The organism is Streptomyces malachitofuscus (assembly GCF_055571035.1).
Genome location: NZ_JBVIGA010000058.1, coordinates 1 through 12,121 on the forward strand (window position 1 = coordinate 1; position 12,121 = coordinate 12,121).

The 12,121-nt window shown below is 70.0% G+C and carries 14 protein-coding genes; 3 read left to right on the top strand and 11 right to left on the bottom strand.

Annotated features, from left to right (window positions below; genetic code table 11):
* On the bottom strand, positions 1–222 hold a 222-nt coding region (locus ACZ44S_RS38830), incomplete at its 3' end, for a hypothetical protein (protein WP_466938153.1).
* Here ACZ44S_RS38830 and ACZ44S_RS38835 point away from each other — a divergent pair.
* Positions 221–556: a hypothetical protein gene (locus ACZ44S_RS38835; protein ID WP_466938156.1), complete on the top strand. Its 336-nt coding sequence runs from the start codon at positions 221–223 to the stop codon at positions 554–556. The two genes, ACZ44S_RS38830 and ACZ44S_RS38835, sit on opposite strands and share 2 nt — an antisense overlap.
* A gap of 275 nt (positions 557–831) precedes the next feature.
* Positions 832–1,203, top strand: coding sequence for a hypothetical protein (locus ACZ44S_RS38840; protein WP_466938159.1), 372 nt, complete (start codon positions 832–834; stop codon positions 1,201–1,203).
* A gap of 279 nt (positions 1,204–1,482) precedes the next feature.
* Here ACZ44S_RS38840 and ACZ44S_RS38845 read toward each other — a convergent pair whose 3' ends face one another.
* The 5 genes from ACZ44S_RS38845 to ACZ44S_RS38865 form a co-directional block, all read right to left on the bottom strand.
* Positions 1,483–1,959, bottom strand: a complete 477-nt coding sequence (locus ACZ44S_RS38845) for a hypothetical protein (RefSeq protein ID WP_466938162.1) — start codon at positions 1,957–1,959, stop codon at positions 1,483–1,485.
* A 352-nt stretch (positions 1,960–2,311) separates the two neighbouring features.
* Positions 2,312–3,511 carry a sugar ABC transporter permease gene (locus ACZ44S_RS38850; RefSeq protein ID WP_466938164.1) on the bottom strand — a complete coding sequence of 400 codons (1,200 nt, stop codon included), beginning with the start codon at positions 3,509–3,511 and terminating at the stop codon, positions 2,312–2,314.
* Positions 3,508–4,287, bottom strand: a complete 780-nt coding sequence (locus ACZ44S_RS38855; protein WP_229853563.1) for an ATP-binding cassette domain-containing protein — start codon at positions 4,285–4,287, stop codon at positions 3,508–3,510. Before ACZ44S_RS38855 ends, ACZ44S_RS38850 begins: the two co-directional genes overlap by 4 nt.
* A gap of 25 nt (positions 4,288–4,312) precedes the next feature.
* The gene (locus ACZ44S_RS38860; RefSeq protein WP_466938167.1) at positions 4,313–5,437 is read right to left on the bottom strand and encodes a substrate-binding domain-containing protein; all 1,125 of its coding nucleotides are present in this window, start codon (positions 5,435–5,437) and stop codon (positions 4,313–4,315) included.
* Positions 5,438–5,450: 13 nt separating this feature from the next.
* Positions 5,451–8,051 carry a SpoIIE family protein phosphatase gene (locus ACZ44S_RS38865; protein ID WP_466938169.1) on the bottom strand — a complete coding sequence of 867 codons (2,601 nt, stop codon included), beginning with the start codon at positions 8,049–8,051 and terminating at the stop codon, positions 5,451–5,453.
* Between the two features lie 513 nt (positions 8,052–8,564).
* On the opposite strand from ACZ44S_RS38865, the gene ACZ44S_RS38870 reads away from it, so the two are divergent.
* The gene (locus ACZ44S_RS38870) at positions 8,565–9,686 is read left to right on the top strand and encodes a PP2C family protein-serine/threonine phosphatase (protein ID WP_466938173.1); all 1,122 of its coding nucleotides are present in this window, start codon (positions 8,565–8,567) and stop codon (positions 9,684–9,686) included.
* Between the two features lie 181 nt (positions 9,687–9,867).
* Here the strand turns inward: ACZ44S_RS38870 and ACZ44S_RS38875 are convergent, their stop codons facing one another.
* From ACZ44S_RS38875 to ACZ44S_RS38895, 5 genes are all read right to left on the bottom strand, one after another.
* Positions 9,868–9,993 carry a trypsin-like serine protease gene (locus ACZ44S_RS38875; RefSeq protein WP_466938175.1) on the bottom strand — a complete coding sequence of 42 codons (126 nt, stop codon included), beginning with the start codon at positions 9,991–9,993 and terminating at the stop codon, positions 9,868–9,870.
* Between the two features lie 121 nt (positions 9,994–10,114).
* On the bottom strand, positions 10,115–10,381 hold the full coding sequence (locus ACZ44S_RS38880) for a hypothetical protein (RefSeq protein ID WP_466938177.1): 267 nt from the start codon (positions 10,379–10,381) through the stop codon (positions 10,115–10,117).
* Positions 10,382–10,397: 16 nt separating this feature from the next.
* Positions 10,398–11,219, bottom strand: coding sequence for a transposase (locus ACZ44S_RS38885; protein WP_466938179.1), 822 nt, complete (start codon positions 11,217–11,219; stop codon positions 10,398–10,400).
* 18 nt (positions 11,220–11,237) lie between these two features.
* Positions 11,238–11,708: an alpha/beta fold hydrolase gene (locus tag ACZ44S_RS38890; protein WP_466938182.1), complete on the bottom strand. Its 471-nt coding sequence runs from the start codon at positions 11,706–11,708 to the stop codon at positions 11,238–11,240.
* Entirely contained in the window at positions 11,708–12,058 is a 351-nt protein-coding gene (locus tag ACZ44S_RS38895; protein WP_466938185.1) for a hypothetical protein, read from the bottom strand. The genes ACZ44S_RS38890 and ACZ44S_RS38895 overlap by 1 nt, the downstream gene beginning before the upstream one ends.
* Positions 12,059–12,121 lie beyond the last annotated feature (63 nt).

Here is a 12,121-nt window from a genome sequence, read left to right on the forward strand (position 1 = left end):
CAACGGCCCTGAACCCGGGCGCAGCTTCCGCACGGTGCAGTCAGTTCCAGGAGCAGCCCCGGGCACCAGGCGCAGCAGGAAGTCCAGGAGGCGGCCGACGGCCGCGCGGGTGGCGGCGATGGGCGCGAAGGTCTCCCGGTCTGCACTCGCACCCAGCGGCATCCCGTTGACCGCGCCCCGGCCGGTGTTCGCGATCAGCCCCGTGACCAGCGCGGCGAACATGGAGAACACCGGAAAGGTGAAACAGCCGTGCAGGGCACCCAGCACGGCGACGACGGATGCGGATCCCGAAGCATCGGCGGACCCCTCACAACAAGCGATGGCACGCGACCGCGCCGGCACCCCCCTTTGGATGCTGCTCGGGCAGGTGTCGATCGTGAGGATCCCCGACCTCGGCCTGAACCCGGAAGGCGTGTGGTCGCGGGGTGGGGACTCTGGCTCCGTGGTGGTGAACGAGGGCAAAGAGATCGTCGCGTTGCACCGGGGCGGCGACGGCCTGGGCGGCTACGCCTCGGACTTCGCCCCGATCACGTTCACGTTCGGGCTGGGACTCTAGACACGGGCGGGGCGGCGTGGGTCGAAGAGGCGGGCGGGGATGGTCTCTGTCAGAGTTGCAAGAGGGCGTGGGTGAACCGCTCACCGCGGCCGAACGCCAGGACCTTCGACGCCCGCAGTGCGAACACTGCCACCACCTCATAGGACGCCCCCGCCCCCGCTGCTCACACGCATGACCGGAAGGCAGGGTGACGCCGCGCAGCCTCTGACTCTTGTGCGCTCGCCGTACCTGGAGCGACGCCATGCGACAGAGTCTTTCGGCACCAGGAGGTAACCATGATCCACGGCGGAAACGTGAAAATCATTCCGAGCTGGGTTCCTCAGACGATGATCCTCGATTTTTCATGGGACGACACCAAGCTGTCGGATCCTCGGCCGCAGGGACCTTGGTGGGGAGAGCTCGCCTTCCTCGTGTCTCGCGCCGCCAGCAACGAGGGTGAGTGGGATTGGGAGCCATCCGCGCAGCATCTGGAGTTGTGGGTGCCGGATGCAGATGTCCCTGGTTACCGCCACTTGGTAGCGGCGTTTGACCAGTTCACGCTTCCGTTGACCAATCCACCAAGTTCGGGCCCCGGAAAACTGGCTCCCGGCCTCGCACCGGTTGCTGGGGTGTTGTCTTTGACTTGGGAAAGCAGCTCCACACTGTGACCCATCACAACGACTCCACACTCACATCGCATACTCCACCGCAAGCACCTCCCTGACTGCCCCTGGCCGGCCATTCGAAGCAGTCCGCGTGCCGAAAGGACCGGAGTCGGGGCTGCAACAACCGACTCCCTCTACAGGCGCGATCACGAGGAGACAGACAGGAGGCTGGCACGTATCGCGATGACGGACTGCCACAGAGCCACTCGGTCAGCTTCGGGCCGAAGCTGCGAGGCCATCTGAGGACTGTCCCGTAAAAGATCTTCGGGACTTGGCGAAGGGCTATCCCATGGCCGCTCGGGCGGCGTCGAGGAACGCCAGACGGTGGTCCTCCAGGTAGTCCCGTACGCTCTCGCCGTCGGGCAAGCCGTCCCATACCGTCCTGTTGAGGTCGAGGAAGTACGCACGCGCCGCGTCATGCACGGGCAGGGAGAACTGAATGCGGATGAGCCGCTCGGCGACCCACAACCTGTTCATGACGTCCTGGGTCTTGAGGTGCCAGGGGTGCGTGTCGTCGAACTCGGAAGGCCGGCTGAACGCGCAGCGTTCGGCCTCGGCCGCCACCTCGATGAACCGCTCCAGCAGCGCCAGTCGTTCCGCGCGCCGAGCCTCCGACAGGGCGTTCTGCTGTCGTTGCTGTTCAGCGCGTTCCGCTGACAGCTGAGTCCTGTGCTGGACGAGGTAGGACAGCATGCCGCCGAGGACGACGCCGCCCAACGATATGAGTGACACCCAAACCTGACCCGACATGCTGGTCATCGTGCCACGCTATCGATCTTTGAGACGATCTCGCTGTGGCTGGTGTGATCACGGTGTCCGATCCGTCCTAAGCCCTTGGTGACGGGCCGTGGGAGCCGGGGGTTGCCACCAGTCCGTTCGAGCGCCGGGGGCGGATGCCCTTCGCTCATCCCGACCTTCCACAGTGCAGGTGGTGGCAGCCTCGCGGGCACCGAACGTACGCCTGGAGCCGTCTGGGCACTCGATCTCTATATCCAGAGCGGCACTCGTTGGCGTTGGTGGTGTGAGCCCGCCGCACGGTGACTTCCAGATATTCCAGAGCCGTCAAAGCTCCCGAGAAGACCGGGCTCATGGGGTGCCCAGGCGCACCGGCTCAGGCTCTGCCGTGGGCCTTCTGGGCCTGCCGCACCAGGGAGTCGACGACCACGGCGGCCAGCAGCACGCCTCCCGTGATCATGAACTGCACGGCGGCCTGGATGCCCAGCAGGGCCATGCCGGAGCCGATCGACTGGATGACCAGGATGCCGAGGAAGGCGGACCAGGTCGTGCCGTGTCCGCCGAACAGGCTGACGCCGCCGATGACGGCCGCAGCGATGGCGTTGAGCAGCAGCAGACCGGTGCCCGAGGTCTGGCTGGCCGACGTGATGCGCGAGGCCAGGAACAGGCCGCCGACCACCGCCATCGACGCGGAGACCGCGAACACCGAGATCCGCACCCGCACGATGTTGACGCCGGCCCGCCGCGCCGCCTCGGCACCGCCGCCGACGGCGTAGACCCGCCGTCCGTACGGTGTGCGCCGCAGCAGCAAGTCCAGCCCCGCGACGACGACGAGGAAGATCAGGAGGGCGAGCGGCAGGCCCCGGAACTGGTTGAGCACATAGGCGGCCGCGAAGACGATCACCCCCACCACGCCCGTGCGCAGCGCGATCTCGGAGAGGGAGCGGCGCGGCATCCCGGTGGCCCTGCGGTGCCGCCTGTCCCGGTACGAGGCGAGGAAGTACACGGCCGTGCCGAGCGCCGCCACGCCGTACGCCACGGCGACGCTGCCGAAGTAGTGTCTGGTCAACGTGGCGACCAGGCCTTCGTCGTCGAGGTTGACCGTGCCGCTGGTTCCCAGCAGGTACAGCATCAGGCCGCTCCAGCCGAGCAGTCCCGCCAGGGTCACCACGAACGCGGGCACGCCGACCCTGGCGTAGAAGAACCCGTGCACCAGCCCGATCGCCGTGCCGCAGAGGACCGCCACGATGACGGCGAGCCATTCCGCCATGCCGTTCTGCACGTTGAGCACGGCGAACATGACCGCCCCGAAGCCGCTGACGGAGCCGACCGACAGGTCGATCTCGCCGACCAGCAGCACGAAGACGATGCCGACCGCGATCAGCCCGGTGCCGACGATGTCGACGCTCAGGTTGGAGAGGTTGCGCGGCGAGAGGAAGTTGCTGTTGAGGCTCTGGAAGATCACCCAGATCAGAAGGAGCCCCAGGACGACCGGGAACGAGCCGAACTCGCCGCTGCTCATCCGGTGCCGGACGGTCTCGGCGTGGCCCTTGAGGTCGATGCGGCGCCCGCTCACCACTCGGCCTCCCCCGGGGGCGAGCCGCGGCGGGTCACGGCGTCCCCCGTGGCACCTGTGATGGAGGCGATGATCTGCTCGTGGGACGTGGTGTTCACATTGAAGAAGCCGTTGTTGCGGCCCAGGCGGAGTACCGCGGCGAGGTCGGCCACGGCCTTGACGTCGCCCATGTTGTGGCTGATGAGCAGGATGCCCAGGCCGTGGTCGCGCATCCGCTCGACCAGGTCGAGAACCTGGGCGGTCTGCTGGACGCCGAGGGATGCGGTGGGCTCGTCCAGGAGCACCACCTTGGGATCGCCGAGAAGCGAACGGGCGATGGCGACCGTCTGCCGCTGGCCTCCGGAGAGGGCAGCCACGGGGACGCGTACGTTGGGGATGCGGATGGCCAGGGTGCTCAGCAGGTCGCGGGTGCGGCGCTCCATCTCCACCTCGTCGAGGACACCGATCCGCCGGATCTCGCGCCCGAGGAAGAGGTTGCCGACGACGTCGAGGTTGTCGCACAGGGCGAGGTCCTGGTAGACGGTGGCGATGCCCAGGTGGGTGGCGTCGCGCGGGCGCCTGACGTGCACGGGCTCGCCCTGCCACTCGATGACGCCCCGGTCCGCCAGGCTGACTCCCGCGATCACCTTGACGAGAGTCGACTTGCCGGCGCCGTTGTCGCCCATCAGGGCGACCACCTCACCGGCGCGGATCGTCAGATCGACGTCCGCCAGCGCCTGGACGGCGCCGAAGTGCTTGGTGACACCGCGCAGGGCCAGGAGGGGAGGAACCGCCACGGGTACGCACCTCCTTTCCGTCCGATTACGACGTGAGTCCGGCCCTCTCGCAAGCCGGGGCGTACTTCGGGGTGCAAATCTGATCGATCGTGTACATACCATCCCTGACGAGGGTGTCCACGATGTTGTCGACGTTCACGGATACGGGGGTGAGCAGGACGGCCGGGATCCCCTGGTCGGTCGTGTTGTCGACCTCGTCCCCGGCGACGGCCCCGACGGGCTCGCCGCGGCTCAGCGCGACGGCTATCGCGGCGGCGGCACGGGCCTGCGGGGCAAAGGGCTTGTACACGGTCATGGTCTGCTCGCCCTCGACGATCCGCTGCACGGCGGCGAGCTCGGCGTCCTGGCCGGTGACGGGCGGCAGCGGGCTGATGTGGTTGGCCTTGAGGGCCGCGATGATGCCGAACGCGAGGGCGTCGTTGGCCGAGTACACGCCGTCGATGCCGTCCGGCCCGAGGGCGGCGATGGCACCGGTCATGTTCGCGTGGGCGTTCTCCGACCGCCAGCCGACGGTGTCGTACGACTTGCCGATCCTCACCTCCCCCGCCAGGACGGACAGCGCACCCTCCTCGAACCAGGCCGGGTTGGGGTCGGCCGGATCCCCGTTCATCATGACGATCTGCGGGCGGCCGGCCTTGGCGCCCATGGCCTTCAGCAGCGCCTCGCCCTGGAGCCTGCCGACCTCCGCGCCGTCGAAGGAGACGTACGCCGCTATCGGGCCCTCCGCGAGCCGGTCGTAGGAGACGACCGGCACGCTCGCGTCGGCCGCGTTCCGGACCGAGCTTTGCAGCGCCACCGAGTCCACGGGATCGAGGATCAGCACGTCCACCCCCTGAGTGATCATGGTTTCGATCTGCCTCTGCTGGGTGGCCACGTTGCCCTGGGCGTTGGCGTACTCGATGGTGCAGTCGGGGCAGAGCTCCCCTACCCGGTTCTCGATGAGCGGCCGGTCGAAGTTCTCCCAGCGGGCCGTGTAGGAGTCGGGCAGCAGCAGACCGATCTTCGCGGGCCCTCCCGCACCGCCTCTCCGTTCCGGAGCGGAGCCCGAGTCCGCCGCCTGCCCGCAGGCGGCCAGGCCCGCGAGGAGCGTCAGGACGGCCAGGAGGACGGCCGCTGTGCCCGGACGGTCCCGCAACTCGGGGTTGCGCACACGAACCACTTCCTCACTCCGTTCGGCTGCCCGGCCGCTGCTCCGGCTGTCCGTCGCGGGGCTCACCCTGGGGTACGACGATCTCGCTCCACACCTGCTTGCCTCCGCTCACCGGCACCGATCCCCAGGCTGCCGACATCGCCTCGACGAGGAGGATGCCGCGGCCCCCGGTGGCCTCCCAGTCCACGATCACCGGCTTGGCCGGCGCCCGCGGCGACGAGTCGGACACCGCGATACGCAGCCGGTCCCCGGCGCGGGTGAGGTCCAGGCGCACCGCGCCGTGGGTGTGCAGCAGGGCGTTGGTGACCAACTCCGAGACGATCAGCAGGACGACGTCGGCATCCTGCGTCACGTCCCACGCGCGCAGGGTGCGCGCAGTGAAGCGGCGCGCGTGCATCACCGCGTCCGGCAGCCGCCACGCCGTCCAGCCGGCCCGGATCGGCCGGACTGCCATCCCGTCGTAGCGCAGGATGAGCAGCGCCACGTCGTCGTCGCGTCGGCCGGGACCACCGAGCAGCGCGTCGGCCACCCGGCCCGCGTCGGACGGGTCGGTGACGGCGAGCACGTCACGCACGCGGCGGATGCCCTCCTCCAGAGGAAGGCTCGCGGACTCGACCAGGCCGTCGGTCATCATGGCCACGACGGCGCCGGGGGCGAGTTCGACCGAGGTGAGGGGGAAGTCGGCCTCGCCGAGCACTCCCAGCGGCGGCCCGCCCTCGGCGGTCACCTCCTCGGTGGTGCCGTCCGGATGCCGCAGCAGCGGCTGCAGATGCCCGGCCCGCACGATCCAGGCCATGCCCTCCTCCATGTCCAGCTCGACGTAGCAGCAGGTGGCGAACAGGTCGGTCTCCATGCCGACGAGCAGCCGGTTGGCGTGCGAGAGGACCACATCGGGCGGGTGTCCCTCCACCGCGTAGGCACGGATCGCCGTGCGCATCTGGCCCATGATCGTCGCGGCTCCGGCGCTGTGCCCTTGTACGTCCCCGATGACCAGGGCCGCCCGGCCGTCGGTCAGCGGGATGACGTCGTACCAGTCCCCGCCCACGTCGAGCCCGGTCATCGCGGGCAGGTAGCGGGCCACGGCCACCCCGCCGGGGAGCGTCGGGAGACTGCGGGGCAGCAGGCTGCGCTGCAGCATGGTGGCGAGCTCGTGCTTGGCGTCGTATGCCTGCGCGCGCATCAGGGCCTGGCCCACCAGACCCGCCGTCGCGGTCAGCAGCGACCGCTCCTCGGGGCTGAACGCGTGCTCCCGGTCCCAGCCGACCAGGCACACGCCGACCTCCCGGCCCTGGGCGGGCAGCGGAAGGACAGCGAGACCGCCGGGCCCGACACCCGCGAGGCCGGGCTCGAGGTCCGTTCCCGCGGCCCACAGGCTCATACGCCCCTCGCGCAGCACGGTCTCCAGCGTGGGCAGGACGCGGGTCGGGGCGTCCGGCCACTCGCCTCGCCATTCGGACCGCCAGGATTCCGGCCAGGCCCTGGAGTCCGGCGGGTCGAGCACGGTGACCACCATCCGATCGCCCTCGATCTCCGCGAGCGCCATCCGGTCGGCGCCCAGCGGCTCGCGCAACGCGGCCACCACCGCCCGGCTCACATCACGGACAGTCATCGTGTTGGCTAGCACGGCGGACAGCCACTGGACCCGCGAGACCTCGTCTGCCCGGGGGCGCAGGTGCGAGGCGTCGGCGACCACCGCCAGCACGCGCTCCGGCCTGCCGGCGGCACCGGCGAGCACCCGGCAGCGCAGCCGCAGCCAGCGCTGCTCACCGGTCGGCCGTCGGACGCGGAACTCCAGCTCGCGGCTGCCGGAAGCCATCTGACCGGGCTCGACGACGGACATCAGGGCGGGCACGTCGTCCGGGACGGTGTGCGCGAGCAGGGTCGCCACCTGGCCGTCGAAGTCGTCCGGAGCGATGCCGACCAGGTTGAGCAACCGTTCGTCGGCGTCGATCCGACCGGTGCTCAGGGCCAGGGTGAACGAGCCGACGTCGAGGTGGTCCAGGGCCGACTGCGCCCCTGACGACGTCGCGGGATCGCGGCTCCGGGGCTCCTCCGGCGGGCAGCCCGGCCGGTCCTCCGGGTGGCCGTCGCTTTGTTCGCCCGGCCCGCCGCTCGCCTGGAGGTGCGCGGCGACCTGGTCGGCGTACAGCTCCAGAAAGCCGCGGCGGTCGTCGCCGAAGCCGTCGGCAGCGTCGTCCACGACGACCAGGCAGCCCAGCCGCCTGCCGTCCGCACCCAGGGGCAGCACGCCCAGCGACGTCCCAGGTGGCAGGGCCCCGGGAGCGCTGTCGCGGTAGGCTGCGAGCTCTGCGGAGCCCAGCCACAGCGGCCAGCCCCGCTGGTAGGCCTCGGCGACGGCGGACCGCCCCGTCAGGGCGTAGCCCGTCGGCAGCCCGTACCGGGCGACGGGGCCGGCGGACCCTGCCAGCCGGAGCTCGTCCCCCTCGCCCACCGTGTAGACAGCTGCCAGCGCCGTGCCCGCGAAAGTCCGAACCTGCGCGGTCACGGCCTGCTCCGCCGTGTGCTGCCGACCGGCCCCGGCGTAGGGCGGCCCGCCCCTCAGTCCCGACCGGGGCCCGGGAACGTCGGCCCCGGCACCGTCATCATTGGGCATCTCGTCATCCCACCGTCACCCCCTGCTGCGAGTTCTGGCAGACAAGGGCGTGAAGGGCGCTCACACCTCTCAGAATGACACAGCCGTGGCAACTCGCCACGGCTCGCGCGGCGCCGCAGGCGTCGGGCACCACCGCGGAGCAACGATCCCCCACGCGGACGCTGCCTGCGGCCTTCGCCCCGGGACCGTCGCAGCCTGCTCCTCCAAGGCGGCGAGGACGCCCTCGACCGGCCGCTCCGCCGAGGCCCCCCGGTCGCCGACAGCAGGGCCCGGGCCTCGTTGCGGGGGTGCCGTACCGGCGGCCAGCGGGTGCCGTAAGGAACGTTTCGCCGGAGGGCCGGGCGGCGGCCGGACCGATGCCGAGGCCTGTGCGGGGCCGGTCCTGCCGGGCCTTCCCGCGGGCACGGCCGCCCGGACGGGACGCTGCGGGAGCGAAGGGTGGAACACTCGGTTCCGGAGAGGCAGGCTGTATCCATGCGAGCGCGCTTTCGCAGCACAGCTCCTCCGCCGTGCGTGGACAGCCGCAGCCGGTTCCTCGTCCGATTCGCGCGGTGGGTACCGTTCGCGGTGGTACTGATCGCGCTGGGCATCGAATTCTCACCGGCCAACTTCCTGGTCACCGGCACCTTCCTCACCGCGATGCCGGCGGTGGCCGCGTTGACGATGGGGCCGAAGGGCATCCTCTCGGTGACGGCTCTCGCCCTGTTCACCGACCTGGTCTCCCCCGCCTACGACCACGCGTACTACAGCAACATCGCGAGTCTGCTCCTGGTGTCCCTGGCCAGTGTCACGATGAGCAACGCCATCCGCACACGCAGGGAGGACGAGCTCGACCAGGTCCGCCGGATCGCCATGGCAGCCCAGGAGGCCATCTTGCATCCGGTACCCGCACGGCTGGGACCGGTGCGGGCGGCCAGCATGTACCTCGCCGCCGAGACGGGGGCGCAGATCGGCGGTGACTTCTGCGAGGCCTTGCAGACGAGGTACGGGGTCCGGCTGATCGTGGGAGACGTCCGGGGCAAAGGGCTGCCTGCCGTGCGTGCGGCCGCAGCCGTGCTCAGTGCGTTCCGGGTGACCGCGCACTACGAGGAGGAACTCGCGGAGGTGATGAACCACTGCGAGGCCACGCTGCGACAGGAGCGCGCCGTGCCCGGTGCGGTCAGTCAGGAGGTTCTGCTGGAGGGTTTCGTCACCGTGCTCATCGCCCAGGTGTCCGACACACCCGAGGGCCAGGTCCTCAACTGCGGCCACCCGCCACCACTGGTACTGCGCCGGGGGAAGGTCCACGCGCTGATGCCGGCCTCACCGCTGCCGCCTCTCGGCCTGGAGGACCTCTTCACCGGGCCTCCCGCGAGGTTGGACAGTCATCCCTTCGCACCCGGCGACCGTCTGCTGCTGTACACCGACGGTGTGATCGAAGCCCGCGACCCCGACCACCACGACTTCTTCGCCCTGCCCGAGGCCATGGAGGCCGTGCACCCCTGTACCCCCCACGAGTTCCTGGAAGAGCTCCACCGCAGACTGATCGGCCACACCGACGACCGCCTGGCGGACGACGCGGCGATGCTGCTCGTCGACCGTCTCAGCGACGAAGAGGCCGACGAGCAGCCGGCGCAGCTGCCGTCCCCCGGGTGACGGACAGGCAGTTCCCCGTCCACGTCCCGAGCCTGGCGGGATCCGCCCAGCCGAGGCGCTCGGTCATACCACGGGAGGTGCCGGTCCGGGGCTCACCTGTGGATCCCCGGGGCTCCTGCGACTTCGCGGCGGATGCGCGCCGATCCTCACCGCTCGGCGCGGGCGGGGGTGAAGTGGTCGCTCAGCCCACGACGTGGGTGGCACCGGGGGTGTTACGGAGAATCCAGTGCAGGTAGGAGGTCACGCGCGTGTGGACGCCGGGGCTGTCGGTGGCGCAGCCCTCGCCGCGGGAGATGACGCCGATCACGAGGGACGGCGGCAGTCCACTCGGTCGACCGGGAAACCGATTACCGACGCAGCATGATCGAGCGCTGCTTCAGCCGGCTCGAAGGCTTCCGCGGCATCACCTACGACAAGACCTCCACCTCCTACGGAACGGCGGTCGCCCTCGCGTCATTCCTGCTCTGGGCAAGATCCGTTCGACCGTGGCTGTGCTGTTCGGCGGAACGCTCGGATACTGCGCCGACGAGCGGGGCGCTCTCACCTGCGAAGGCGCAGGCGCCGGCACGGACGCATGCGATGAGGGCTCGGGTCCCCTGCGCACCCGTGTCGGCGGAGTGGATCCCGGAGCCGGTGATCTCGCCGATGTGGCCGAGCTGTTCCGGGTCCTCCCCGGGCAGGTAGTCCCTGACCACGGTCGCCCACACTCCTTCACGGCGTGCACTCGCTGATCGGGCAGGGAGGGGCCTGGTCACGGTCGAGGTCGGCCAGGAAGCCGAGCGGGGTGGTGAACACGTCCGGCCGCCGGTCGCAGGCGATGAGTGACTGCCGGAGCGGCATGAGGTGCTCCTCGGTGCCCTGCTCGGCGATCTCGTACAGCGTGCGCGGCGGGCGCCGACCGTCGCGGTGTGCGGCATTGTCCTCTTCCTCGCCCGGCAGCAGGCGCCGGTGCGGGCGTTTGCGGTGCGGCACGACCATTCCGCAGTTGAGGTAGGCGCCGTCGCCCAGGACGGTCACGCCCTGGCAGCGATCGCTCAGTCCTGAGGCCCGCCAGGCGTGCGCGTCAGCGGTGGGGCCCGGCACCGGGCGGGCGGCCGCGATCACCAGTCGGGTGTCGGCATCGAAGATGACCTGCACTTTCGCGGAGAACCGGTAGTTGCGTGACGATGAGCCGACGTGCCGGTCGCGGCCCGGGACCGGGGTGCCGTCCACAATCCACAACCGGTTCGCCGCATCGAACTGACGGGAGACGGGCTCGAGCGCCGGCAGCGGACCAAGCCGCTGGACCACACGGCACACCGTCGAGGAAGAGACGCCGAACAGCGGGCCCAGATGCCGCATGGTCAGGTTCGTGCGGTAGTACACCGCCACCATCAGCACCCGATCGGCCAGCGGCAGCGACCACGGCCGGCCCCGCAGGGTGCCGTTGCCGCCCCGCTCCCGCACCACCTTCAACAGTCCCGAGAACTGCGTCACCCGCAGCCACGTGAACGTCTCCACCCACACCCGCTCAGCACGTAAGACCCCGGCCATGCAGAAGAGACGCCCGGATCAGAGCCTTGTGCAACGCCCTTGGGCGGTATCCCGCTCGTCCAGCCACTTGAGAATGGCCTGGTTCGTTTCTTCCGGCCTCTCCTGCTGGATCCAGTGGCCGCAGTCCAGGCTGACCACTTCCGCGTTGGGTACGAACTCTGCCAGGTTTTCTGACCTTGCGACGGGGTCGCGGTCGCCGTAGATCATGAGGGCGGGCCGGTGGATGATCGGGTCCACGGCCGCCAGGAGGCGCCAGTTGCGGTCGAGGTTCCGGTACCAGTTGATGCCGCCGGTGAAACCGGATGTCTCGAAGAGGGAGAAGCGGTTGGCCTTGGTGAGCACCTCGAACATCGCCTGCGCCGCTGGGTCGGCGGCGATCGCGGCTCGCAGGTCGGGCGGCACCTCCGCTTCCGACTGCGGCGTATAGGCGGCCGTCCACCGCCCGTCGGCCTTCGCGGCGTCCACCGCGGCGCGACCGGCGGGCAGCATCAGCCGGCCGCCTCGAGGATGGCCGCGGCCTCGTCTCGATACCTGTCGACTACGCAGACAGGGGCAGCGGTGACCGAAGCGCCCGGGGACAGCATCCAAGAGGGCTTGAAACCCGAGGATCCCTGCTGCACGGCACAGCCGGAGATCACACCCTCGATCCCACCTCCCTCGCGGCCCGTGTGCTGCACCGCGTGCGCAAGCGCAAGGGCGGCAAGTTCTTGCGCCTGGGTGTCGTTGAACGCGCCGCCGTAGACCTTCCGATCGGCGTCCGTGCCGTCGAATCGACGACTGCTTCCCTTGTCGGCGACGCTTGAAAGTTGGTTCTGGATCACTTTCAGTGCTGGAGCCACGGAGGGTCACCACAACCGCGATCATGAACGGCTGTGGCTGATGTACTCCTCCAGGACCTGTGG